Source organism: Streptococcus mitis, assembly GCF_946190375.1.
GTDB classification, from domain to species: Bacteria; Bacillota; Bacilli; order Lactobacillales; family Streptococcaceae; genus Streptococcus; species Streptococcus mitis_CJ.
Genome location: NZ_CAMIAF010000002.1, coordinates 124,516 through 150,765 on the forward strand (window position 1 = coordinate 124,516; position 26,250 = coordinate 150,765).

Below are 26,250 nucleotides of genomic sequence, written 5' to 3' on the forward strand. Positions count from 1 at the left end.
TCTTCTTGTACTGACCTGATAATATGCGTTTTTCTTTTTTATTCAACGTGGGTGGTTTGATTGGCAAAGGCGATAATGGCTTGCTTCAACTCATCTCCACTAAGAGTGCGGAACTCTTCAATCTTTTGATCGATGGCTTCTAAAGGCATGACATTAACCTTACCAACGAAAATCTTATCCATAACCTGGTTATCAACCAATTCGGTCGAAACCAAGAGTTCTTCGTAGAGTTTTTCGCCTGGGCGGATTCCAACTTCAACAATTGGAATTTCGCTTTCGGTGTGGCCACTTAGAAGCACCATTTTCTTGGCCAAGTCATAAATCTTGACTGGTTTGCCCATATCAAGGATAAAGACTTCTCCATCCTTGGCATAAGCACCAGCATGGATAACCAAACGGCTAGCTTCTGGAATAGTCATAAAGTAACGGGTCATGCGGAAGTCTGTCACCGTTACAGGCCCACCTTCAGCAATCTGGCGTTCAAAGACTGGAATGACACTACCACGGCTACCAAGTACATTCCCAAAACGAACTGCACAGTAGGTTGATTGGCTACGTTGGTTAAAGCCAGTGACAATCAACTCAGCCACTCGCTTGGTTGCTCCCATAACATTTGGTGGATTAACAGCCTTATCTGTCGAAATCATAACCATCTTAGGTACTTTGGCTTCATCAACAGCCTTAGCAACATTGTAAGTTCCACGAATATTGTTTTTGAAGGCTTCTTTTGGATTGCGCTCCATCATAGGAACGTGCTTGTGGGCTGCCGCATGATAAACAATAGCTGGCTTGTACTGTTCAAAGACTTGCAACAAACGGTCATAGTCTTGAATATCGGCAATAACTGGTACATAATCAATCCCTTGGAACTTACGAATCAATTCATGATACACAAGGTAGATTGAATTTTCCCCGTGACCGAGCAAGACGATACGTTCAGGATTGAAACGGCTAACTTGGCGACAGATTTCAGAACCGATTGAACCTCCAGCACCTGTGACTAAGATTGTCTTACCTGTCAGTTCTACGCCCAGACGCGATTCATCAAGACGAATTTCCTGACGACCCAAAAGGTCTGTGATATCAATCTTCTGGAAGCCTCCACCTGCTTGATGAAGTCCTTGAACAACAGTTTCAACCTTAGGCATCTTATAACATTTGACTCCCAGCTTATTACACATCTGCAAGATACGTTCATATTCTGACGGGTCAAGCGACGGAATCGCAACGATAACACGCTCAATTTGATGGCGTTTGGCTAATTCAGGCAGATCATCATATGAACCCAAAACAGGGATACCACCAAGTTTTTGGCCCTTTTTCTTAGCGTCCTTATCCAAAATACCGACCAGTTCCAAATCACTGGTTGGATGTTGGTAACTATCCATAAAGAGGGCTCCGCCATCACCAGCACCAATCAAGAAGGTTCGACGGTGTTCTCCATCACCACTGCCTTTTTTGCGTCTAGAGTAGATTAACTGCCAAGTAATCCGTGGCAATAAAATCAAGAAGGTACTCAACAAGATAAAGAGGATGATGAAACGGATTGAAAAAAGTGGCAAGAAGGCATAGCAGATACTATATGACAAGACGCTGCTCGCAGTCACACCAAAAAAGATTTTCATGAAATCCGTAATCTTGCTGTAACGACTAATACTAGCGTTCAAGCCCCAAAATGCAATCATCAATTGATAAAACAGGAAAGCCAAACTCGTATAGATAATGTAGTCAACAGGTGCTGGATTAATCAAGCCGTAGAATAAGATATAAGATACAATGATGGAAACCACCATACTCAAAATATCAAATATTCCCCAGAAAACCTGTTTTTGTTGTTTATTTAAAATTTCCACCAGATCAATCACATAATCTGTGAGTTTTTTATTCATAGAAATTTACTCCTCCTTAAAAGAGTTTTACTATATTGTTATTGTAGCACATTTTAATTTATTTGGCTTATTTTTCCAAATAAATTACTGTTCCCTTGTACTCTTTCTTCCATTTAAATCCTCTAATTAAACCTACAACCGTTCCAAGGCCATAAGCAAAGTGAATGGAAAATAAAAGAAAGGGCATCACAATTAGAAATCCATTTTTATGTTTTAATAAAGTCAGCAAAGTGAGTAATGCCAAAAGTAGAAAATAGGTACCTAATAGTAAAGTTATGAATACGAATGTGATCGGTAACAATGCTAGACTAAACACAAGACTCAAAACAAATAAACAAGGAACATAGTGAAATAATGATAAACACTTAGGCTGAACATGACTTGTCAAGCCAATCCACAAACCATTTGAATACTTTTGATGCAGCATTTTCTTGAATGTTGGTCGAATATACTGATAAGATAGAATACTTGGGCTATAGCGGATTTTATAACCATGTTCTCGAATTCTATAATGAATATCATTATCTTCAGTTCGGCCAAGTTGCTCATTTACTAAACCAACCTTCTGGAAAACCTCTCGTTTATACATCCCATGAAAAATAGAAGAAACATATCTATCCTCGGAACTATTTCGATAATTGGCAATGCTACTGCCAAACATATTTTCCTCAACAAGATGCAAGGTCTCTGCCCATTTTCCCTTTCCTTCAACAATCGTCGGTCTAGGTCCCCCACAGACAGATTCACCTTGTTGAATAACAGCCACATTATTCATTACAAAACTCTCAGTAACTTTTGAATGAGCATCAATTTTTAAAATAAGGTCCCCTACAGAATGTTTAACTCCCAGGTTAAAACCACTAGCTTGATTTTTCTTAGGATTGTTATACAATCTGATTGAGTTAAACTCTGTGTCTTCTTTTATAAATTGCTGAATGATGGCTGTTGTCCCATCTGTAGACATAGCATTTATAAATAGAATTTCAATATTTTCTTTAGGATAGGTTTGATTTTTTAAGTCTTCAATTAGACCAGGCAGATATTTTTCTTCATTGTATGCACTGATTACAATGGATACGAGAAGACTTTCAACATTTTGAGTCACTACTACTCTCCTGAATTTTTCCTTCCACTATTTTATCATAATTTTCAAGACTTTCCCATTTTTATCTTGAAAGCCAGAAACCTTACTTGACATTATAGGGAAAAAGCCTTAAAATAAGCTGTTATTAAAATCAGCTAGAAGAGGTATTATATGAAAAAGCAATCACTCTTTTTTGTTCCAGGTATTATCCTAATTGGTGTTTCCTTGCGGACTCCTTTTACCGTTTTACCCATTATTTTGGGAGATATTTCGCAAGGTCTGGGGGTAGAAGTTAGTTCGCTTGGTGTCCTGACCAGTCTTCCCCTCCTCATGTTTACCCTCTTCTCACTCTTTTCTACCCGACTGGCTCAAAAAATCGGCTTGGAGCATCTCTTCACCTACAGCCTTTTCTTCTTGACCATCGGTTCTCTCATTCGACTAATCAATCTGCCCCTGCTCTATCTAGGAACCTTGATGGTTGGGGCAAGTATCGCAGTCATCAATGTGCTGCTTCCTAGTCTTATCCAAGCCAATCAACCAAAGAAGATTGGTTTTCTGACCACCTTATATGTAACCTCTATGGGGATTGCAACGGCTCTGGCTTCCTATCTAGCTGTGCCCATTACACAAGCCAGTTCTTGGAAAGGACTTATCATCCTCCTCACCCTGCTCTGTCTAGCAACTTTTTTGGTCTGGCTCCCAAATCACCGCTATAATCACAAACTGGCTCCGCAAACCAAACAAAAAAGCAAAGCAAAGGTCATGCATAACAAACAGGTCTGGGCAGTGATTGTCTTTGCCGGTTTTCAATCCTTGCTCTTTTACACCGCTATGACCTGGCTACCTACCATGGCTATCCATGCAGGCCTATCCAGTCACGAAGCTGGCTTGCTGACTTCTATCTTCTCTCTGATTAGCATTCCTTTTTCAATGACCATCCCAAGCCTGACAACCAGCTTGTCAACTCGTAACCGTCAGCTCATGCTCACTCTGGTCTCACTGGCTGGTGTTGTCGGCATTTCCATGCTCTTTTTCCCAATCGGTAATTTCTTTTACTGGCTTGCCATCCATCTCCTCATCGGAACCGCAACTAGCGCCCTCTTCCCTTATCTCATGGTCAACTTTTCACTCAAGACAAGCGCCCCTGAAAAGACAGCCCAATTGTCCGGCCTATCTCAAACAGGAGGCTATATCCTAGCAGCCTTTGGGCCAACCCTCTTTGGTTACAGTTTTGACCTTTTCCACTCTTGGGTACCAGCTGTAGCTGCTCTCTTGCTCGTAGATATCATCATGACTGTGGCCCTCTTTACAGTGGACAGAGCTGATAAAATCCTTTAATTATTCTAAAATACTTCTCAAATATAAATAATGCAAAGCCAGACTCTGTCTGGTTTTTTTAGATGTTGATAAAAATTTATAGTCTAAGATATCTTAATTCTAGATTAACAGGTTATTTTGTGATAGAATAAAGTTGCGCATGATTAGATTTTTGACTTGTGTGTTCGCAAGTATTAACAAAAATGTTACTAGAGTGTTCAGCTCACTCCAGTAATCTCAAAACTAAGACAATTAGGTTTCTTCTGGAAAAAGTTGCAGTATGTTTTATCTCTGCCGAAGGAAGATTTCTATACTGTCGTTCGCATAAGAGTTTTCATGCGCTTTTTTATTAAGGATAAGATAATGACTAAATTAAATCGATTAGAAACCAAAACCAAGGATGACTTTGCAAGGCTTCTTGGTTTTAAAAACGCCAGATACATTAACTATTTATTGTACATTGTAAAAACCGATAATTTGTACAACTCTTTCACAATACCTAAAAAAAATGGTGGGGATAGAGTTATACATGCACCTAAAAAGGAGCTAAAATTTCTTCAGAAAAAATTAGCTGATGTTTTATGGGAGTGTTTTCTGAAAGTTTCAGAATTCAAACCTACAGAAAAAAATCCTGTTCTGTCTCATGCTTTTGAAAAGGGGAAAAGCATTATTACCAACTCTCAGATGCATCGAAACAAGAAATACATTCTGAACATTGACTTGAAAAACTTTTTTGATTCTTTTAATTTTGGAAGAGTAAGAGGCTTCTTTATAAAAGATAGAGATTTTGCTGTTTCACCAGAAATTGCTACAGTAATTGCACAAATTGCATGTTATCAAGGTAAATTACCACAAGGAGCCCCGTCTTCTCCCATCATCACAAATTTAATTACTAGAATTTTAGATTATCGGATTGTCAAAATTGCTAAAAAGTATCGTTTTACTTATTCTAGATATGCCGATGATATGACTTTTTCAACAAATCGTGAATTAAACTCTAATAAATTGAGAGCAAGCCAAGAGTTAGAAAACTTTTTAGCTGAATTGGAGGAACTAATCATCTCATCTGGTTTTGAAATCAATCCTAAAAAAACACGGTTGAGTAATAACATGCAGCGCCAAGAAGTTACTGGACTGGTTGTCAACAAGAAGATAAATGTAAAAAGAGAGTACGTAAAAAATACTCGTGCAATGGCCTTTCAATTATACAAAGATGGAGCTTTTGAAATAGATAAAAAACCAGGAACACTCAACCAACTAACGGGACGATTTGCTTTTATTTTTCAAATAGATCAATACAACAACTACTTACTTTACAAAAAATCCCTGATACAAAATAATCTAGACTCACAAAAATATTTATTAGGAAGAAATTCATCAAAAAAATCTGAATCGAAATATTATTGGAAGTATATCTTTTATAATAAAGATTTACGAAAAGAATTATTCTATAATAAAAAACATAGTACATATAAATTACCTACAGAATTTTACAGTATCGGTAAAGAAGAAAAGAAAATGTACATGTCTTTATTCAATTCTAGAGAAAAAGAGTACAAGAAATTTCTATTTTATAAATACTTTTTCGGAAACGACAAACCTCTAATTATAACAGAGGGAAAGACTGATCCCCGGTATATTAAAGCGGCTTTAAAAAAATTATATCTAAGTTATCCTGAACTTGTTGAAAAAGTTGGTAATAACTTTATATTTAAAATTGAATTTCTAAATCACACTAATACAATTGAGTATCTTTTTAATGTCCCCGAGGGAGGAAGTGGATTTTTATTTTGGTATAACTATTTCTCTGACAAAGAGAGTTTTCCAATGAGTGATACTGAAAAGGTACTATATTTGAATTATATTGATTATTTTGAAAAGCTAACAAAAAAGAGGCCCAAGAATCCAACGATTTTTTTATTTGACAATGAACCGTCAGGGAATCCACTTTATGATTTTGTGAAACATGCACGTGACTTAGCGATTTCAAAAAATAATTTGGATCAAATTAGAGGCACATCATTTAATAGGATTACAAAGAAAAATAATTTGTACATAATGGCAACGCCGTTATTATCCACTAGAAATAATGGAAATTCCTCTGATATCGAAGACCTATTATTGTCACGTAATTTGCCACCCATGTTAAAAGGGAAGACATTCTCCAAAGATGGTGGTGCTAATCATTATGGAAAGGATATTTTTTCAAAGTATGTTCTAAAGAATTATAAGAAATTCGATTTTACTGAGTTTATTCCATTGCTAGACAGCATAAGAGATAATATCCTAAATTATTAATCATGATTCTTGCTTATTTTTAAAATATTGACTTCTATCAAATATCAAATTTATACAAGATATCCTCTAAACTTCTAGTTTTGCCTAGGAGTTTTTTTATATATAAAAATTTTACACATTTCTCTTGACAGGGCTTTCTTTTAGATGTACAATGTATGTGTAGAAAAATTATATATAAAAATCTTACACATTAGAAAAGGAGGTTTCCCATGTACTTTCCAACATCCTCTGCCTTGATTGAATTTCTCATCTTGGCCGTACTGGAAAAAGGGGATTCTTATGGTTATGAGATCAGCCAAACCATTAAGCTGATCGCTAATATCAAAGAATCTACACTCTATCCTATCCTAAAAAAATTGGAAGGCAATAGCTTTCTGACAACCTATTCTAGAGAGTTCCAAGGTCGCATGCGCAAATACTACTCCTTGACAAACGGTGGTATAGAGCAGCTCTTGACCCTAAAAGATGAATGGGCACTCTATACAGACACCATTAATGGCATCATAGAAGGGAGTATCCGCCATGACAAGAACTGAATACCTGACTCAGCTAGAACTCTATCTCAAAAAACTGCCTCAGGCTGACCAAATTGAAGCCATGGACTATTTCAGGGAACTCTTTGACGATGCTGGAGTCGAAGGAGAGGAAGAACTCATCGCTAGCTTAGGAACTCCTAAGGAAGCAGCTCACGAAGTCCTCTCTAATCTTCTCGATAAAAAAATCAATGAGGCACCCGCTCAAAAAAATAACCGACAAATTTTGCATATCGCCTTGTTAGCCCTCCTTGCAGCACCCATCGGTATTCCTCTGGGAATCGCCATCCTCGTGTCCCTGTTCGCAATCCTTGTGGCAGCCTTAACTGTCATTCTAGCTTTCTTTGCGGTTTCCATACTTGGTATCATCGGCGGATTCCTATTTTTAGTTGAAAGTTTCACTGTTCTCGCCCAAGCTAAATCAGCCTTTATCTTGATTTTTGGTTCTGGTTTACTGGCTATCGGTGCTTCTTCACTAGTCTTACTAGGTATTTCCTATGTAGCCCGCTTCTTCGGCCTACTCATTGTTCGCTTGGTGCAATTGGTTCTCAAAAAAGGAAAGAGAGGTGACCAGCATGCGTAAGTTTACAAAAGGATTTCTCATTTTTGGTGTGGTGACTACCATTATCGGCTTTATCCTGCTCTTTGTAGGCATCCAATCTGACGGGATTAAGAGTTTGCTTGCCATGTCCAAGGAGCCTGTCTATGATAGTCGGATGGAAGAGTTGACCTTTGGCAAGGAAGTCGAAAACCTAGAGATTACTCTCCATCAACACGCACTGACCATCACAGACTCTTTCGATGATCAAATCCACATTTCTTACCATCCATCTCTTTCTGCTCACCATGATCTTATCACAAATCAGAACGATAAAACGCTGAGCCTCACTGATAAGAAACTGTCTGAAAGTCCGTTTCTCTCTTCTGGAATTGGCGGGATTCTCCATGTCGCAAGTAACTACTCTCGTCGTTTTGAAGAAGTTATTCTCCAAGTTCCAAAAGGAAGAAGTCTAAAAGGGATTAACATCTCAGCCAATCGCGGTCAAACCAGTATCACCAATGCCAGCCTTGAAAATGTGACCCTCAATACCAATAATGCCTATCTCCTCCGAATTGAAGGAAGTCGTATCAAAAACAGTAAACTCACAACCCCTAATATCATCAATATCTTTGATACAGACCTTACAGATAGTCAGCTAGAGTCAACAAAAAATCACTTCTACGTTGACAATATTAAAGTATATGGTAAGGTAGAACTAACTTCTAAAAATGAACTCAGCATCACACTAACTCAACAAGAAAGCCAAGAAATCAACTTAGACCTATCAAGTCACTATGGTCCTATTTATCAGTTATCAAGAGATGAGAGTCAACATCACCCAAACGAATTAAGCAACCCTTACAAAACTGAAAAAACCGATGTAAAAGGTCAACTCATAGCTAGGGCTGAAGATTATATTAGTCTTGAAACTACAGCCAACAAACCTTAACAAATCTACTTATATCTATCAAAATGATGTATATACAACTAAAAAGGAGGTTCTACCATGAAACAAGAATGGTTTGAAAGTAATGATTTTATAAAAACAACAAGCAAGAACAAGCCTGATGAACAAGCCCAAGATGTTGCAGACAAGGCTGAAGAAACGATAGCCGTTCTCGATACACCAATTGAAAAAAATACTCAAGTAGAGGAGGAAGTCTCTCAAGCTGAAGTCGAACTGGAGAGTCAGCAAGAAGAGAAAATTGAAACGCCTGAAGACAGCGAATCGAGAACAGAAACAGAAGAAAAGAAGGCATCCAATTCTACTGAAGAAGAGCAAGACCTTTCTAAAGAAACAGAAAAAGTCACTATAGCTGAAGAGAGTCAAGAAGCACTTCCTCAGCAAAAACCAACCACGAAAGAGCCCCTTCTTATCAGTCAATCCTTAGAAAGTCCCTATATCCCCGACCAAACTCTAAAATCTACGGATAAATGGAAAGAGCAAGCGCTTGATTTTTGGTCTTGGCTAGTGGAAGCAATCAAATCTCCTACGAGCAATCTTGAAACAAGTAGCACACACAGTTACACAGCCTTTCTCTTGCTCATTCTGTTTTCTGCATCTTCCTTTTTCTTTAGTATCTACCACATCAAACATGCTTACTATGGACATATAGCAACTATGCATAATCACTTCCCTGAACAATTTGCTTCATTAAATCTCTTTTCGATTATCTCTATCCTAGTAGCAACAACACTCTTCTTCTTTTCATTCCTCTTGGGTAGTTTCGTTGTGAGACGATTTATCCACCAGGAAAAAGACTGGACGCTAGAAAAGATTCTCCAACAATATAGTCAACTCTTGGCAATCCCAATCTTCCTCACTGCTATTGCTAGTTTCTTTGCTTTCTTTGATAGCCTACGATTTACAGCCCTCTTGTGTGTGATTAGCATTGGAATCATTCTGCTTGCCAGTCTCCATATCATTACAAGACCTAGTCAATCAAGTGAAACCGACTCCTTCTATCAGTTATTCTTATCTGTCCTTGTAAACGGAGTCATTATCCTCCTCTTCTTTGTAGCTGAAGTGGCACTAATTGGGGATTATCTTCGTATCTTGGCCTTTCTTTAAGATTCAATCCTGTCTTTCACGGCAGGATTTTTTATATGCTAAAAAGCAAGTCGATTGACCTGCTTCTGATTTACTCTTCTTGTGCTAATGCTTTAAAATCTTTGTCTAAGATGGGTTGCACTTCTAATTGATTGGCGTCTAGTTGGTGGTAAGATGCTGATGGTAGTGACTCTAAGAATCTTTCATAGTCCAAGCGAGCGATGGCTTCATAGTCTTCTGGTTTAGAGCCATCTCCTGTAATTTGAACCAAGTCAATCTCCCACTTGACTTCCTTATCCACCAATTGCTCCATATAGGCAGCAGGAACAAATGGCTCTCTCGGTAAAACAGTCTTGACGCCTTGAGCTAGATGGTAAACACCGTGCACTTGGCCTTCTCCATCCTGATAGAAGGAAACTCTTGCAAAGTAGGCGTCTGTCTCTTGAACCGCACGCACACGCGCTTCAAACTGAGCCAAGCCATCTTCTTCTAAAAAGCTTTTCAAATCCTCATGACTAAAGAAAACAGGATTAAAAATTCCTTGGCAAATCGTAAAACGAGCTGCATTATCTGTCAGATGGGCTTGAATACTTGCTTGGAAATAAGCTTCAAAATCAAAACCATCTAGCCCCTCAATCTCAGTTCCTGTATAAGCAAGTAGGGCTTCTAAAAATGCTTTGATAATCTGCCAGTCTGTCTTCGTGAGTAGGTCAGGAAGATCGACACGGTAAGCCTTTTGACCATCAGCATAACTAATCTTAAAGAGAAATTGTGATTGACCCACTATCGCACACTCGATATACTCGAGACGATTAAGAGGCTGACGGAGATAAACCGCATCATAACTATGTGACTCCAAACCATCTACCAAGGCCAAGATCGACTTGGCAGTCAAAATCTCTTGTTCTCCTAAAATGCTCTGTTTATTTGGAATAAAAAATGTTTTCGTCATAACTGGACTCCTTTGAAATCGTTTACATATAGTATACCTTATTTTTCTGAAAGATACAGAAACAAACTTTAGATTTTTGAGTAAAAAGCATAGAAAAACAGCCCCTGAGGACTGTTTAATCTTATACAGTAGCTACTTGATCCAAGCTTTCACCGATAGCAGCTAAGCGCTCGACAACTTCAGCTTGTGTCAATTCATTTTCTGAAACATAGCGGTTACGTGGGTGAACACGGCACTCGTGTGAGCATCCACGAAGGTACTTGTCTTCATTTTCTTCTGATGTCAAGATACGACGGTTACAGAATGGATTTCCACAGTTGACATAACGTTCACATGGTGTTCCATCAAACCAGTCTTTCCCTACGATGGTTGGGTTAACATGGTTGACATCTACGGCGATACGCTCGTCAAAAACGTACATTTTCCCATCCCAAAGCTCACCTTGGACTTCTGGGTCTTTACCATAAGTTGCGATTCCTCCGTGCAATTGGCCGACATCTTTGTAGCCTTCACGGACCATCCAGCCTGAGAATTTCTCACAGCGAACCCCACCTGTACAGTAAACCACGACACGCTTGTCCATGAATTTTTCCTTGTTGTCACGGACCCATTGTGGCAATTCACGGAAGTTGCGGATGTCTGGGCGGATAGCTCCACGGAAATGTCCTAGGTCGTACTCGTAATCGTTACGTGTGTCAAGGACCACTGTATCTTCGTCAAGAAGGGCTTCTTTGAACTCTTTTGGAGACAAGTAAGCACCCGTTGTTTCAAGCGGGTTGATGTCGTTGTCAAAGTCGTTATCTTCTAAACCAAGGTGGACAATCTCTTTCTTGTAGCGAACAAACATCTTCTTGAAGGCTTGTTCATTTTCTTCGTCAATCTTGAACCAGAGGTCTTCCATACCTGGAAGGCTGTGAACGTAGTCCATGTATTTTTGAGTTGTTTCGTAGTCACCTGAAACTGTTCCGTTAATTCCCTCGTCAGCGACTAGGATACGGCCTTTCAAGCCGATTGATTTACAGAAAGCCAAGTGGTCTGCAGCAAATTGCTCTGCATTTTCAATTGGAGTATAAAGGTAGTAAAGTAAGACACGAATATCTTTTGCCATAAGATTTGTTCTCTTTTCTATTCTTAAATTTTCAGAATTTTTCATCTAACTATACTAGTATACCTGCTTGAGAAAACGAATGCAATTTATTTGACTGGAAATTGGAGAGGGTTCTTAAGATTTCCTGAATGGTTTAAGAGAAAAAATCCAAAACATGGATATCTATGTTATTGTTTCAAAAAATCACTGCCTCCCCCAGATAAACCTGAGGAAAACAGTGATTCAATTTTTAGGAATTAGGAATGAATACACGAAATCAATTTAGCTGATTATTTTTTGTTTTTCAAGAATTCATCGTATTGTTTTTGCATTTCGTTCAATACTTTATCGTAGGCACCTTCAGATTTCAATTTTTCCATCAATTCTGGAATAGCTTTATCTGGGTCTACAGTACCAGTGTTGATAGCTGTATCGAATTGTTGCATTGTGTTAGAGATAGCTGAGATTTCAGATTTCACATTGTCAGTGTTAAAGATGAATCCAAGCGCTGGAGATTCTTTAGCTTCTGCCAATTGTTTCTTAGAATCTTCGATTTGTTGGTCTGTAACGTTTTCGTTGATGTACAGGATCCAGTTGTTACCTGTGTTCCATCCACCCATGTGAGTGTTTCCTTTGTAGCCATCAAGGACGCGTACACGGTTTTCTTTACCTGCAAGTTTTTCCCAGTTCTTGCCTTCTGGACCGTAAACAAGACCGTTCAAAAGTTCTGGGTTAGTGTTCAAGAGGTTCAACACTTCCATTGATTTTTCTTTGTTCTTAGAGTTGTTTGAGATGACAAAGTTAGCAACTTGTGTTGTTTGGTTTTTCTTGATGAAGTTAGTGATTGGTTTGATTTGGATGTCTTTGTTAGCAACACGTGAAAGCAAGCTGTTACCGTAGTCAGCTGGTCCTACTGTTTCTTCACGAACGAACCAAGTATCTTGTTGAAGGTCAAATGAAGTATCGCTTGTTGCTACGTCTTTTGGAATGTATCCAGCTTCATAGAATTTGTGAAGAGTCTTCAAGTGTTCTTTGAAACGAGGTACTTCGTAACGGTTTACGATCTTAGTAGTGTCTCCTTCAAGGTCGATAACGAATGGAAGTCCATTTGGAACTGGGTAGTCAAAGTTATCAGATGGGATGAAGTTCTTAGTAACCGCAAATGGCACTACATCTGGAGCTTTTTCTTTGATTTGTTTCAATACTGGTTCAAGTGTTTCGTATGAAGTGACACCTGAAATATCGATACCGTATTTAGCAAGAAGAGTTCCGTTGAAGGCGAAGTTTTGAGATGATGCAACGTTGGCGGCAACTGGAACTGCGTAAATTTTACCGTTAATGCTGTTACCTTTGATGTAAGCTGGGTCAAGTGCTTTGTAAAGTTCTGCCCCTTCTTTCTTATACAAGTCAGTCAAGTCAGCATAGGCACCTTTTTGAGCATTTACAACATAGTTAGATGCAAAGGCGATATCGTAGTTTTCACCAGATGATGTGATAACTGACATTTTCTTATCATAGTCACCCCATCCAAGATATTGGATATCCAATTTAGCACCAACTTTTTCACCGATAATTTTGTTAGCATTTTCTAACAATTCATCCAAGTTATCTGGTTTGTCCCCGATTTGGTACATTTTGATAACAGTCTTATCACCTGAAGCTGAGTCAGCAGCCTTTTTGTTACCTGAAAGGTTTCCACAAGCAGCGAGACCAGCAGCCAAAGCGACTACACTAGCAGATGCAAAAGCATATTTTTTCCAGTTTTTCATGACAAAAACTCCTTTTTTTATTTTTAAACTTATAAACAATGTAATGATCTTATACTCAATGAAAATCAAAGAGCAAACTAGGAAACTAACCGCAGGTTGCTCAAAACACTGTTTTGAGGTTGCAGATAGAACTGACGAAGTCAGCTCAAAACACAGTTTTGAGGTTGTAGATAAGACTGACGAAGTCAGTTACCTATACCTACGGCAAGGCGACGTTGACGCGGTTTGAAGAGATTTTCGAAGAGTATCAACTTCACACAAGGGAAGTTGGGAACTGAGAAATGTTCTTTCTCAACAAGCACTATTCTTTCACACCACCGATAGTCAAACCTTTTACAAAGTAGCGTTGGAAGAATGGATATAGAATCGCGATTGGAAGGGTTGCGACCACAACCATGGCCATACGTCCTGTTTCTTTCGGTAGAGCAACGCCCAGTTGACCAGAGAGGCCGACCGCTTTGGCGATGTAATCCATATTTTGTTGAATTTGCATCAGCAAATATTGCAATGGATACAAGTTGTCACTCTTGATATAAAGAAGGGCGTTGAACCAGTCATTCCAGAAACCAAGAGCTGTTAAGAGCGTAATGGTTGCGATACCTGGTAGTGACAATGGCAAACAGATTTGGAAGAAGATCCGGGCTTCACTGGCACCATCGATACGAGCGGATTCAAGAATGGCTTCTGGAATGGTCTTCTTGAAGAAGGAACGCATCAAGATGATGTTAAATGGTGAGAGAAGCATCGGAACAATCAAGGCCCAAACTGTATCACCAAGTTGAAGTAAACGAGTTACCACGATATAGCCCGGTACCAAACCAGCGTTGAACAACATACTAAGAAGGGCAAAAATCGTAAAGAATCTGCGATACTTGAAGGTTGTCCGTGAAATAGCGTAGGCATAAGTTGTTGTGATAAAAACGTTTGTGATAGTCCCCACCACTGTTACAAAGACTGAGATGAAGAGGGCTTGGAGAATTTTATCCTTAAACTGTGCCAAAAACTCAAAACCGTCTAATCCAAATTGAGATGGGAAGAAGCTATATCCATTTTGGAGGATACTCTTTTCATCTGTTACCGAAATAACGATAACGAATACAAAGGGTAGGATACAAGAGAGGGCGATCAAACCAGAAATGGTACTGAAGAAGATATCTGCTTTCTTACTGAAGGAGTGAATGCCGACATTATCAATTTTTTCTTTTTTAATTTTCTTTTCTGCCATATTCTCCTCCTTTCTAGAACAAGGCTGAGTTTGGATCAACTCGTCTTGCAAGTAAGTTTGATAAGATAACCAGAATCAAGCCAACAACTGATTGATAGAGACCTGCTGCTGATGCCATGCCGATATCCGCTGTCTGAGTCAATCCGTTATAGACATAAACATCCAAGACGTTGGTTACGTTGTAAAGCTGACCAGCATTGTGTGGGATTTGGTAGAAGAGACCGAAGTCTGCACGGAAGATATTTCCGACTGCAAGGATGGTCAATACGGTTACCAATGGTGTCAACTGCGGAATGGTTACGTTCCGAATACGTTGCCATTTGCTAGCCCCGTCCACTGTTGCTGCTTCGTAGTAGGTTGGATCAATTCCCATGATGGTCGCATAATACATGACACTGCTATATCCAAAACCTTTCCAAATACCTAGGAAAAGTAGGAGATATGGCCAGATACCCAAGTCAGCGTAGAAATTGATTTCTTTGAGACCAAGAGTTTCCAATAAATGGTTGAAGACCCCTTTATCAATGTTTAGGAAGGCATCTGTAAAGAAACTGATGATAACCCAAGACAAGAAGTAAGGGAACAACATAGAAGTTTGGAAGATCTTAACCATTCTCTTAGAACGGAGTTCACTGAGGATGATGGCAATTCCTACAGACACAATCAAACCGATAAAGATAAAGCCGAGATTGTAGAGGACAGTATTTCGTGTGATAATAAAGGCGTCTCTTGAACTAAACAAGAATCTGAAGTTATCGAGTCCGACCCATTTACTATTCATGATACTATCTATGAATCCATTACTGGTCATGTGGTAGTCTTTGAAGGCAACCACGTTCCCAAATACTGGAATGTAGAAGAATAGAATCAACCAGAGTGCCCCTGGTAAAACCATCAAGAGAAAGATCCAGTTGTCTCTCAAGGTTTTTGAAAACTTATTCATAATTTCCTCCCTTTTTATTTTGATATCCATCTAAAAATTCCTTTTTAGACTTTTGATAACGATTACATTATTAGTATACTCCTATTTGCAAGTTAGGTTAAACTACTAATTATAGAAAAAACTCCACAAATTATTTTATGTGGAGTACTTTTTTAAGAAAGGGATGTTTCACGAGAAACACTCTGGGTAAGAGCACGATGTTCTTGTTTTTAGGTCGTATAAATGGTTGAAGCTGTCGCAATAGTATGCCACTGGTTAGCTGTTGTTGCTGCGAAGTCTTTGTCTGCGTAGAAATCAGTAAATGGCAAGATGTCTACTTCTAGTTCTTCGATGCGGTCAAGCTGACCTGCCAGATAAACCTCTATACGACTTTCTGCTCGCTTGATGCGTTGCAAGAGTCCGCCCATACGGATATCAACTGTATCCAAGCCAAAGACCTTGTTTTCCTTCAACCATTGGTGGCTAAAGAGGGCATGGAAGTGTTCGATTTGGCTTCTGAGTTCTGGTAATTCTTGTCTGGCGATTTCTTGCAAACTTTCTTTATCACCTTCTTGGTAGGCCTCACGAATGCGCCGTCCCACATACACTTTGCTACTTAAAATAGCATTCAACTGGGCCTGAGTTTCAAAGAGGTAGGCATAGTTGCCAGCTTTTTCTTTAATGTTAGCAAGCGTCTCAGCAGCCTGAGCGAAGTGCGGTTTGTCCTGTTCAGGTGTCATGTGTCGGTCAAGGAGCGGACAGAGAATATCCTGATAAAAGACATAGCGGTTAGGATTGATCCCGCTGAGATTGCCTGGCAGGTCTGGTAAAAGGTTGGCAAGGTCAATCTGCATAAAATCTTCAACCGATAAACCTGTATTGGTCTTGAAGTGTGCAGACAAACGGTCCAGGTCATTGCGGTAGCAGAGTTCTGCCCAGATTTGCAAGCTTGGTAGGACAGAGAATTGGGCTGTTTCCCCACCATTATCCCCCCAACCCGTTACAATGACTTCTTTGATGTCATTGGCACGGCAGGCTTTATTGGCCTCGATAGCCACTAGACGGCTGAAATGGTTATTGGGTGTAAAGCCAATCCACTTCCAAGCTCCCCCTGCAAATGCAAGGTCATGACTAATCTTATGATGGTTGCGGAAGTTGCGATTGTATTTTTCCTCGCTATCCTGATAATAGTCCCAGTAAACCAAGGTTACACGGTCTTTGAGACGGTCTAGGTAGACACGAGTTTCTTCTGGAATTTCCACATCACGGTCGTACTGGCCATCTGCTGACATGAGCTTGAAGAACATATCGCTCCACATCTGGCAGTGGAAACCATACTTATCGGCAATATCCAGCACGCGCTCCAAGTGTTGGCACATGAGGAGACTACGGTCCACAACACCGTTTAGAATCAGGTAACGTCCCAAGCCAACCAAGTGGGCTTCGTCCATCCCGATATTAACCTTGCGAGTTTGTAGTTTAGATAGAGTAGCAAACATGCCATCAATCAGATTATAAACCTTTTCTTCGCCGATAAGGAGAATGTCCTCTACATCACGGAGCTCCTGCACTTCCTTGACACCCCATTTAACAAAGGCTGACAAGTGGGCCAAGGTCTGAATACAAGGAACAAAAGTCATGTCAAACTGTTGGGCGTAGGCTTCGATTTCCTGTAATTCCTCAGCTGAGTAAGCTCCACGGAAATAGCCAAAGTAAGGCTGCCCTTCAATCTGGTAGGTATCTTCCATGTAAAGCTCAAAGGTTGAGTAGCCCATGAGAGCCAAGACCTCAATCATCTGCTTGGCAGCAGCCACATTCAGCACCGCATTTCTCGAACAGTCTGCCATATAAGCCAAATCTTCATAAGCTGCTTGTTCTTCAATCTCTACTTTATCACCTTCTGCTAGAGCTGTTACCAACAAGGACAAGGTACGATAAAGTTGGTGAGGTTTGCGGTAAGTTAGTTGATAGTGGCCACCCTCACCCTTGATAGAGATAGAGGCTTGGTCAGACTGAGCGACAGCTACCTCTACATCTGGTAGCGAAATGTGCTTTATCAGCCAGTCGATTGCCTGAGTTTGTTTGGAACTAATTCCTGTAAATCTTACCATTGGTTTTCCTCCTGTAGCCAGTTGACAAGGGCACCGTAGAGATTGGCATCTGCGTGATAGGTGCAGGCCTGGATAACAGGTGCGACCGTGTATTCTTCGTAGGTTTCAACAAAGTTATCAACAGCCTTCTTGACACCTTGAATAAAATCTGGATTTTGACTGATAGAGCCTCCCAGACTAATGACATCTGGGTCGATGAGATACTGAATATTGAGCAAGCCTTGCGCCAGATTACGGTTCATGCGCTCAATGGCTTCTTGGCAAAGAGCATTGCCAGCTGCCGCCTCTTGGTAAATCTTGCGACCGTCCCAGTCAGTCTGACCAGATTTTTCAATCACGTAGCGCACCATATTCCCAGTTGACGCTAGTTGCGACCAGTTGTTGAGCTCTTCAGCAGGGGCAAGGGTTGTCATGTAGCCAAATTCTCCACCCAGGCCGTGGCGACCTCGATGAAGTCTACCATTAATAATCATGGCTCCGCCAATCCCTGTCCCAATCACGACACAGGCTGCATTTTCAAGTTCTGGGTGGGCCAGTAATTCACTGAGTCCAACGCAGTTGGCATCATTTTCTAAATGGATAGGTAGCTGATAAGAGCTAAGCGCCTCATACCAAGAAAATCCGTGGATGTAGGGCACCGCACTGAAGCCATCAATCACACCTGTCTCTTGATTGACCGCACCTGGAACGCTCATAGCAATCCCACTGTAATCCTGCTCTGACAAGCGTTGATCTAGCCACGCTAGTAAGTCCTCCAAGTTTTCAGGCGTTGGGATACTTGTCTTATCTAGTATTTTCCCATCAGGAGTCAGACTGGCAAACTTAATTCCAGTCCCTCCGATATCAATCGTTGCAATGGTCATTGTTTTTACCATAAAAAGGGGCGAATCAGCAGTTAGTTCTTACCTTTTCGCCCCTCCTTTCTATCTTGTAGTATTAGTTATCAAACACTTTCAAAATCTTAGATTTCTTCTTTTTTGATGAATTCTGTACGAATCTCTTGTGGTGAAATGAGGCCTCTATGAACTGGGTATGGTCGCTCAAGTAAGTCAAGAATGGTTTGTTGGCGTTCTGATATGCGCACATTTTCTTGACTCATATTGTAGTAACGGAGGACATAGCCTTCTTCATTTTCAGCTACCTTAAAGGCTGTTGGACAGATTTGCGGTATGCTGAGAACAGAATGGCTCAAGAGGCTACCAGTCGCAGCCACGCTTCCTTCCTGTCTAGCAAGCTGAAGGCTGGTAAACGGTGTCTGCAAGGCTTTAGCACGACGATAGGCTGAGAAGCGTTCTTGGGCTTGGTGGCATTCAAGCGCAAATTCGACTTCAAACTCACGCAAGCATTGTGCTTCTGGCGTTGGGAAGTAGCCCCAGTCACCTAGCTCACCTGACGCACGCAGAATGGTCACTGCAATAGTGTCGTCTCCAAGTATTTCGTATTCATTCAACCCCCTGTTAGATACAGTAACACCTTTTTCATCGTCATACAGACTGACAAAGGCTTGTTGGTGTTGAGGATTTTCAGGATTTTCCCATGAAGCAGCTGGTTTGTTTGGTCGTGTCACCACCTCATAGATGCTTTCAGAATCATTGTTTGGACGCGTGTTATGAGTCTTGACCAAGAGACGGATACGGTGGTCTTTGGCAGTATTGGTAAAGCGAGTCTTGCAACGGATTTGTGGATTGTCAACAAAGACAGTCAACTCAGTTTCAAGAGGAATGCTTGTCAATTCTTCTGACCGTCCAGCCTTACGCTTCATAAACTCGATGATACCTTTTTGCTCTTCTTCTAGCTTTTCATCGGCACTGACAGGCACGGTCAATTCATGTTTGAGCAAAATCTTAGCGTAGCGAGCTGTGTTTTCCAAGACCTCATAGCCTTTCAACTCTGCATAGATTGGCTCTGTTCCTTTTGGTTGGAAATAGATATACTCATTTCCGATGTCCCCACGGTCTTCGAAGCGGATAAAATCTTCATAGGCTTCGTGAGTTGTCTTGTCATAGACTGTGATGTTGTCATCCACACTCACCGTTACAAATGGTGTATCAATCACCCCGTTTTGGTAAATGCCTTCACGGTATTCCTGTTCTCCTTCCAGCAACTGGAAAGTTGTCCAAGAGAGAGGTGCTAGGTGAACAGGAATAGTCACGCGCACTTGGCGAGCGATACGAGCTTGGCGGAACTTATCTTTTGGTAAATCGTACTCAAAATTAGCTCCGAGGTCTTCGATTTTAGCCTCTACAGGACGCCCATCCAAGTCCTCCACACGGTAACTTGGCAAGGTAAGAGCAGCCATCTTCTTGTAGCCTTCCGTTGGGTGCAATTCCTTAAAATCACAAGTCGCAACATCAATCACTGTGCTGACAGTATCGACCTTATCATGCAAGCCTGTGTTAATGACAGTAAAGAGATAATCACTTTGAGCCTTAGCCGTAGCGATTTTACCCTTCCACTCGTTAAGAAGATTGCTCTTAACAAAGTTTCCGACTTGATTAACCTTGGCAAAACGGGTTTCCATCTCGCGGTGAACCTCATCCACGCTACAGCCACAGATGCTATCATGGGGTGCATTCTGCAAAAGTGTTTTCCAAGCATAGGTCAACTGATCCTTGTGGTTGTGCCCCCCAGTGATAATCGTCAAGGGTTCAACCACTTGCTCTAGGAGGTTACTATTTTCTTGGAAGGCTTGTTTGAGGTAAATACGAGATGAAGAAGTGTTGGCAAGTGTGTACCAGCCATCTGTTTCCTGACTGGTCAACTCGCCTGTAACCGTTGATAACTGCTCTGGTAGAGCACTTTCCACAGCTTGAACATATTCATCAAAAGAACTATGAACAAAGGTCACATCTGGGAAGAGTTCATTTGCCACACGAATGGCTTCGCTCAGATTTTTCTGTACAGGCTGGTGATCACATCCGTTCATCATCAACCATTGGTTGGTTGAAGCATAGTCACGCACGTCTGCCAGTTTTTGTTTCCAGAAGGTCAAGGCCTCGTCTTTATCAACTGGAATTTCATTCCCATTACTGTACCAGTTGGCAAAGAGAATCCCGAGGACACGACTTCCGTCCGCACCCTGCCAGTACATTTCTGAAAACTGAGAAGTAAACTGCTCATCTTCGAGGACTTGGTTGTCAAATCCAATCGGCTTCACACCACGACCAAAAGCTGCCACATGAATGCCTGATTTTTGAAGGATTTGAGGCGCTTGCCCCATATTTCCAAAGGTATCTGGGAAGTAACCAATTTGAGTTGATTTGCCCCATTTTGCAGACTCCTGCTGACCGATAAGAGTATTACGGACATTGGCTTCACTTGAAATCAAGTAATCATCCTGCAAAATGTAAAAGGGACCAATTTTCAATTTTCCTTCGTCAATGTAGCGTTGAACTTTGTCACGATTTTCAGGGCGAATTTGCAAGTAGTCGTCAAGGACAATAGTTTGTCCATCCAAGTGGAAACTCTTGAACTCAGGGTCATTTTCAAAGAGATCAAAGAGATTGTCAAATAATTCCACCAACTGCATACGGTGGCTTTCAAAAGGCAAGTACCACTCACGATCCCAGTGACTATGTGAGATAATATGTACAACAACATTTTCCATGAAGTAAGACCTCATTCTAAATTTAAATTTTAACGTTTTAAATGTAAATTTGTGATTCTTTCCAAGAATCAGTTGCGCTAAAGCGCGCTCCTTAGCGGATATCCAAGTAATCCAAGACCAACTCACAGAACATCATGTTGGCCCAAGAGAACCATTCACGAGAGTAGAGAGTTGGGTCATCCACGTGGAAGCTTTCATGCATAACACCTGTCCCCCCATCGCAAGCAACCAGCTGATCCAGCAAGAATTTCTTCTCTGCTTTATCTGTCGTTGTCAAGCCTTGGATAGACAGAGCAATGGGCCAGATATAGCGATAGAAGGTATGAGAACTTCCAAGACCGCTAGCGTATTCTCCTTGGTAGAAATATGGATTTTCAGGGCTCAGAATGGTACGACGAGTGTCTTGATAAACTTCATCATCGACCGAACAGTAACCCAGATAAGGTGCAGCCAGCAGACTTGGTACGTTTGGATCATCCATGATGCTAGCATTTCCCAAACCATCCACTTCAAAGGCATAAATCTTTTCGCCCTTGCTGTTGGTTGTGTAGGCGTAGTTTTCAATTCCTTCTTGGATTTCAGACTGGAGGCGCTTGGCATCAGCAATAATGCTCTGGCTATCAGCCAGATCTAATGCTGCGAAGATTTCTTGCACATAACCCAAGACTACTACAGCAAACATATTTGACGGAATCAAGTAACTATACTGACAGCAATCATCACTCGGACGAAAGGCTGACCAAGTCATACCTGTCACTGCAAAATCAGGTCCAAAGCCATCATTTACCAAGGTGTCTTCCTTACGATCGGTATCTCGGACAAAACGATAAGGAGAGTTCTTGTGGTCTTGTTCTACCGTCCACAGATGGAGAATTTCCTTAGTCGCTGCGACAAAAGTCCCATCAAACTGGCTAGTCTCGCCAGTCTCTTTCCAGAGGAGATAAGCCAACTGCAAAGGATAGCAAAGCGAATCCACCTCGTACTTGCGTTCCCAAATCCAGCCATTAAGGTCTGTATGGTCGGTCTCGTGGTGCCCCTTCCAGTTTTCCTCAATGTTGAAGGAATTGGCATAAGGATCCTTGAGCACCAAGGTCATCTGACGTTTGACTAAACCTGCAATGGTCTGACGCAAGAGGGCATCTCTTTTAGCCACATGAAGGTAGGGTCTGAGTTGAGCTGTCGAATCCCGAAGCCACATGGCAGGAATATCCCCTGTCAAGACAAAAGTGGAACCATCTTCTAGGATTTCAACCGTATTGTCCAAGGTGTCTGTGTAGCAACGCTCGAAAACATCCACCCACTCTGGATGGTCCTTAGCCCGTTCTGCTACTTCATCTAGCCATTCTCTAACAATTTCTTTTGAATAAATCATCGTGCAGTATCCTCTTTCAAACAAGTTTCATTTTCAGTATATAGCTTTTGAGACAGAAAATACATACACAAATGATAGTCATTTTTCTACAAAATAGTTATCTTTGAAACTCCTTTTCTAAAGGATATCTTTTTCTGATATAATGTAGAAAAACAGCCAAAGGAAAGACTATGAAACCACTACTTGAAACCATCGATACCCGATTTGGAACTGCCAGCAAGCATGCATTTTCTCGGGGAAATACCCTGCCATACACAGGCGTGCCTTTTGGGATGAATTACTTTGTACCCCAGACCAGTGACCAGGAGGGCTCTTGGTTTTTCGATCCGCATTTGCCTATCTTTCAGGGGATTCGACTAACCCACCAGCCCAGCCCTTGGATTGGGGACTACTCTTGGCTCCTTCTGACACCTGTCACAGGCCAACTGGGTGGAGACAGCCTCTTCCATCGTCAGTCTTCCTATGATATCGATAAGGCCTCTTTCCAACCTCATTATCTGAAGATTTTCTCCCTGCGCTATCAGATTGAAACCCAGCTCACACCGACTTGCTACGGTGCTTCTATTCGTTTGGAGCAAAAGCAAGGCAAATCACTCTCCCTCTATCTTCACGCAGCAGATGAACTGACAGTAGAGCAAGTAGATAAGCGAACTCTTGCCCTGCGACAAGAAGGTAAAACTGAGACCAACAAAAATCCACTGAGACTGTTCACTACCCTGCTAATGAATACGGATATCCTTGCTATCAGTCAAGAAGGTGGAGACTGGCGAATCGACCTGGCAGATAGTCATGCTGAAATTCAGCTAGCGACTTCTTTCATCTCGCCTTCTCAAGCACTGCTTAATCTACCTCAACAAGACTTCAATAACTGCAAAGCAAGTGCACAAAAAGATTGGGAAAATCTCCTCCATCGTTTTGACATTATAGAGACAGGAGAGGCTGACCAAACCTTCTTTGACCACTGCCTTTACAGACTCTTCCTATTTCCTCAAACTTTTTATGAGATTGATGAATCAGGGCAAGCCATCCACAAAGATCTGGCTACTGGAACTGTAAAGCCTGGTGTCCTCTTCAGCAACAATGGTTTCTGGGATACCTTCCGCACCACCTTCCCCCTCTTTGCCCTTGTCATACCAGAGTATTATCGTCTCTTTTTAGAAGGCTTTCTCAATAGCTACCGCGATACTGGTTTTCTTCCAAAATGGCTGGCTCCAGATGAACGGGGTATGATGCCCGGTACACTTTTAGACGGTATTATCGCAGATAGCGCCTGCAAGGACATGGCTCCTGACCTAGAAGTAGAATTCCTCCAAGCCATGCTTGAAACAGCCACCAAGTCCAATCCTCTCGGCATCAATGGTCGCCACGGACTAGCCCAATACCAAGAACTGGGCTACCTCTCTACCGACCACCACGAAAGTGTTAGCCATACCCTAGACTACGCCTATAGTGACTTTTGTATCGCCAGCTGTGCCGAAAAACTTGGTCAGAATGACATCGCGGAAACCTATAGGACTGCATCTCAAAATTACCGCCATCTATTTGATGCTGAGACAGGTTACATGCGAGCGCGAGACAATCAAGGCAACTTCCGCCCTGACTTCTCTCCCTATAGTTGGGGACGTGATTATGCCGAATGTTCTGCCATCCAAGCAACTTTAGGCGTTCTCCACGACATCCCAGACTTAATCCAGCTTATGGGTGGAAAAGAAGCCTTCAGCAACTATCTTTTGAAAACCTGTCAAGATGCTCCCATCTTTGAGACAACAGGCTATGGTTACGAGATTCACGAAATGAGCGAAATGGCTACTGCTCCTTTTGGGCAACTCGCCATTTCCAACCAGCCGAGCTTCCACATTCCTTATCTCTTCCGTTACAGCAACTACTCTGACTACACTGCCCTTCTTATTAAGACCTTACGTCAGAAAACCTTTCACCCAAGCTGGCAAGCCTATCCTGGCGATGAAGACAATGGTAGTCTCTCGGCCTGGTACATCTGGTCAGCTCTCGGATTTTATCCAACCTGTCCAGGAAAACCAAGCTATGATCTCGGAATCCCTCTCTTTAACCACCTCCGTATCTACCTAGCTAAAGAAAATAAATGGCTAGGTATTCATACTGAGCAAAACCACAGCCACTTCAACTTTGTCAAAGAATGCCGACTGGACACAACTCTAGTATCAACTATTCAACACCAAGATCTCCTAAAAGCTGAGCAACTAACCTTCACCCTCAGCTGGTTACCAAGTCAGCCGTCCACTTCCTGAAATGCAAAAATCTCCTAGCAGACTTTCCTGCTAGGAGATTTTCTTATGAGAGGTACTTATTTAAGCTTTGAAAATCGGATTTATCATTCGATAATTATCAAACAATCTACCAATTAAGCTTCTTCGTCTTCTTTACGACGACGGCCTGCAAGACCAAGACCAAGTAATGCACTTGCGGCAGCTGCTACCATAGCTACAGTAGAATCTGCTGTACCTGTATTTGGCAATTCTTGAGCTACTTTACGCGCATTTGCTTGTGCTGATGCTGTTTGACCAGCATTAGCTGAACTTCCATTGTCTGCAGAAGGACGTTGTTTAAAGATATCTTTAGCTACGATTGTGTAAACTTTACCATCTTTAGTAATTACAGTTGCGTTTCCTGCTTTGTCGAAGATAACTTCTACTACATCAGCATTTGCTCCTTTAATCTTAGCTTTTGCAGCTTCTTTTTCTGCATCTGTTAAGTTATTGAAGTCTGCTACTGTTTCTTTTTCGAAGTCAACGTTGATGTTTTCACCATTGTTCTTAGCTGCAACATCTTTAGCATCTTTAACTAATTGAGCTGCTGGAATTGTTGCTGTCTTACCTTCTGGAGTTGTTACTGTCGCATTTCCGTTTTCGTCTACTACTACAGTTGATCCTGGGTTGACTGCTTTAATTGATTCTTTAACTTTTTCAATTTCATCAGCTGTTAATTTAGCTTTATCTCCAACTAACACTCTAGTTGCTGGTGTATTTACACCATTTTGTTGAGTTGGATCAGTTAATTTATCTTCTGGAATTACTAAGTCAAGTTCTGGGATTACTAATACTGTTCCATCACCTTTAGTAACGATTACATCACCTTTATCATTTACTACTACAGTTGATCCTGGGTTTACATCCTCTACTGCTTTCTTAACTTTTGCTTTTTCTTCATCTGTTAAGTTAGCTGGATCTTTAACTTCTACCTTAGCTGCTGGTGTGTTTACTGCATTTCCTGCATTTGCTTTACCTGCATCTGCTGCTGACTTAGTTACGTCTGCTGCTGGAATTACGGCTGTATTTCCTTCTGGTGTTGTTACTGTTGCGTTTCCTTTATCGTCTACTACAACTTTAGATCCTGGGTTTACTGCTTTAACTTTATCTTCGATCGCTTTCTTCTCAGCGTCTGTTAAGTTAGCTGGATCTTTAACTTCTACCTTAGCTGCTGGTGTGTTTACTGCATTTCCTGCATTTGCTTTACC

At 41.2% G+C, this 26,250-nt stretch carries 20 protein-coding genes; 8 read left to right on the top strand and 12 right to left on the bottom strand.

Features of this window, described 5'->3' with window-relative positions; genetic code table 11:
- Positions 1-38: 38 nt before the first annotated feature.
- The gene (locus N8M09_RS01870; RefSeq protein ID WP_261062963.1) at positions 39-1,889 is read right to left on the bottom strand and encodes a polysaccharide biosynthesis protein; all 1,851 of its coding nucleotides are present in this window, start codon (positions 1,887-1,889) and stop codon (positions 39-41) included.
- A 67-nt stretch (positions 1,890-1,956) separates the two neighbouring features.
- Positions 1,957-2,994, bottom strand: a complete 1,038-nt coding sequence (locus tag N8M09_RS01875) for a glycosyltransferase family 2 protein (protein WP_419991725.1) — start codon at positions 2,992-2,994, stop codon at positions 1,957-1,959.
- A gap of 150 nt (positions 2,995-3,144) precedes the next feature.
- Here N8M09_RS01875 and N8M09_RS01880 point away from each other — a divergent pair, with 150 nt between their 5' ends.
- From N8M09_RS01880 to N8M09_RS01905, 6 genes are all read left to right on the top strand, one after another.
- Positions 3,145-4,311, top strand: coding sequence for a CynX/NimT family MFS transporter (locus N8M09_RS01880; protein WP_261062964.1), 1,167 nt, complete (start codon positions 3,145-3,147; stop codon positions 4,309-4,311).
- Between the two features lie 342 nt (positions 4,312-4,653).
- Positions 4,654-6,588 carry a retron Ec67 family RNA-directed DNA polymerase/endonuclease gene (locus tag N8M09_RS01885; RefSeq protein WP_261062965.1) on the top strand — a complete coding sequence of 645 codons (1,935 nt, stop codon included), beginning with the start codon at positions 4,654-4,656 and terminating at the stop codon, positions 6,586-6,588.
- Positions 6,589-6,797: 209 nt separating this feature from the next.
- On the top strand, positions 6,798-7,124 hold the full coding sequence (locus N8M09_RS01890) for a PadR family transcriptional regulator (protein WP_000273854.1): 327 nt from the start codon (positions 6,798-6,800) through the stop codon (positions 7,122-7,124).
- Positions 7,111-7,704, top strand: a complete 594-nt coding sequence (locus N8M09_RS01895) for a DUF1700 domain-containing protein (RefSeq protein ID WP_173213213.1) — start codon at positions 7,111-7,113, stop codon at positions 7,702-7,704. The genes N8M09_RS01890 and N8M09_RS01895 overlap by 14 nt, the downstream gene beginning before the upstream one ends.
- Entirely contained in the window at positions 7,697-8,611 is a 915-nt protein-coding gene (locus tag N8M09_RS01900) for a DUF4097 domain-containing protein (protein ID WP_261062966.1), read from the top strand. The genes N8M09_RS01895 and N8M09_RS01900 overlap by 8 nt, the downstream gene beginning before the upstream one ends.
- Positions 8,612-8,668: 57 nt before the next feature.
- Positions 8,669-9,733 carry a DUF6574 domain-containing protein gene (locus N8M09_RS01905; RefSeq protein WP_261062967.1) on the top strand — a complete coding sequence of 355 codons (1,065 nt, stop codon included), beginning with the start codon at positions 8,669-8,671 and terminating at the stop codon, positions 9,731-9,733.
- A gap of 70 nt (positions 9,734-9,803) precedes the next feature.
- Here N8M09_RS01905 and N8M09_RS01910 read toward each other — a convergent pair whose 3' ends face one another.
- The 3 genes from N8M09_RS01910 to N8M09_RS01920 form a co-directional block, all read right to left on the bottom strand.
- Entirely contained in the window at positions 9,804-10,664 is an 861-nt protein-coding gene (locus tag N8M09_RS01910) for a DUF4299 family protein (RefSeq protein WP_261062968.1), read from the bottom strand.
- A 121-nt stretch (positions 10,665-10,785) separates the two neighbouring features.
- The gene (gene trhO, locus N8M09_RS01915; protein WP_001030013.1) at positions 10,786-11,772 is read right to left on the bottom strand and encodes an oxygen-dependent tRNA uridine(34) hydroxylase TrhO; all 987 of its coding nucleotides are present in this window, start codon (positions 11,770-11,772) and stop codon (positions 10,786-10,788) included.
- Between the two features lie 269 nt (positions 11,773-12,041).
- Positions 12,042-13,520 (bottom strand): ABC transporter substrate-binding protein, encoded by a 1,479-nt coding sequence (locus N8M09_RS01920; protein WP_261062969.1) that lies wholly within the window; start codon positions 13,518-13,520, stop codon positions 12,042-12,044.
- A gap of 58 nt (positions 13,521-13,578) precedes the next feature.
- Between N8M09_RS01920 and N8M09_RS01925 the strand changes: the two genes are divergently transcribed.
- Positions 13,579-13,749, top strand: a complete 171-nt coding sequence (locus N8M09_RS01925; RefSeq protein WP_261062970.1) for a hypothetical protein — start codon at positions 13,579-13,581, stop codon at positions 13,747-13,749.
- Positions 13,750-13,821: 72 nt separating this feature from the next.
- On the opposite strand, the gene N8M09_RS01930 is transcribed toward N8M09_RS01925, so the two are convergent.
- The 6 genes from N8M09_RS01930 to N8M09_RS01955 all read right to left on the bottom strand — a co-directional run bounded on the left by N8M09_RS01930 (position 13,822) and on the right by N8M09_RS01955 (position 22,757).
- A complete protein-coding gene (locus N8M09_RS01930) occupies positions 13,822-14,745 on the bottom strand; it encodes a carbohydrate ABC transporter permease (protein WP_000818351.1) in 924 nt (307 codons plus the stop codon).
- Between the two features lie 13 nt (positions 14,746-14,758).
- Positions 14,759-15,688 (bottom strand): ABC transporter permease, encoded by a 930-nt coding sequence (locus tag N8M09_RS01935; RefSeq protein WP_061758970.1) that lies wholly within the window; start codon positions 15,686-15,688, stop codon positions 14,759-14,761.
- 209 nt (positions 15,689-15,897) lie between these two features.
- Entirely contained in the window at positions 15,898-17,778 is a 1,881-nt protein-coding gene (locus N8M09_RS01940) for a beta-N-acetylhexosaminidase (protein ID WP_261062982.1), read from the bottom strand.
- Complete coding sequence (locus N8M09_RS01945; protein WP_261062989.1) at positions 17,772-18,641, bottom strand: ROK family protein; 870 nt, start codon at positions 18,639-18,641, stop codon at positions 17,772-17,774. Before N8M09_RS01945 ends, N8M09_RS01940 begins: the two co-directional genes overlap by 7 nt.
- Before the next feature lie 98 nt (positions 18,642-18,739).
- Entirely contained in the window at positions 18,740-21,385 is a 2,646-nt protein-coding gene (locus tag N8M09_RS01950; RefSeq protein ID WP_261062998.1) for an alpha-mannosidase, read from the bottom strand.
- A gap of 91 nt (positions 21,386-21,476) precedes the next feature.
- Positions 21,477-22,757 (bottom strand): glycoside hydrolase family 125 protein, encoded by a 1,281-nt coding sequence (locus N8M09_RS01955; RefSeq protein WP_261063010.1) that lies wholly within the window; start codon positions 22,755-22,757, stop codon positions 21,477-21,479.
- 170 nt (positions 22,758-22,927) lie between these two features.
- Between N8M09_RS01955 and N8M09_RS01960 the strand changes: the two genes are divergently transcribed.
- Positions 22,928-25,024 carry a GH92 family glycosyl hydrolase gene (locus N8M09_RS01960; RefSeq protein WP_261063022.1) on the top strand — a complete coding sequence of 699 codons (2,097 nt, stop codon included), beginning with the start codon at positions 22,928-22,930 and terminating at the stop codon, positions 25,022-25,024.
- Between the two features lie 113 nt (positions 25,025-25,137).
- Here the strand turns inward: N8M09_RS01960 and N8M09_RS01965 are convergent.
- The coding region (locus tag N8M09_RS01965; protein ID WP_261063032.1) for a MiiA motif-containing surface protein at positions 25,138-26,250 on the bottom strand (1,113 nt) is incomplete at its 5' end.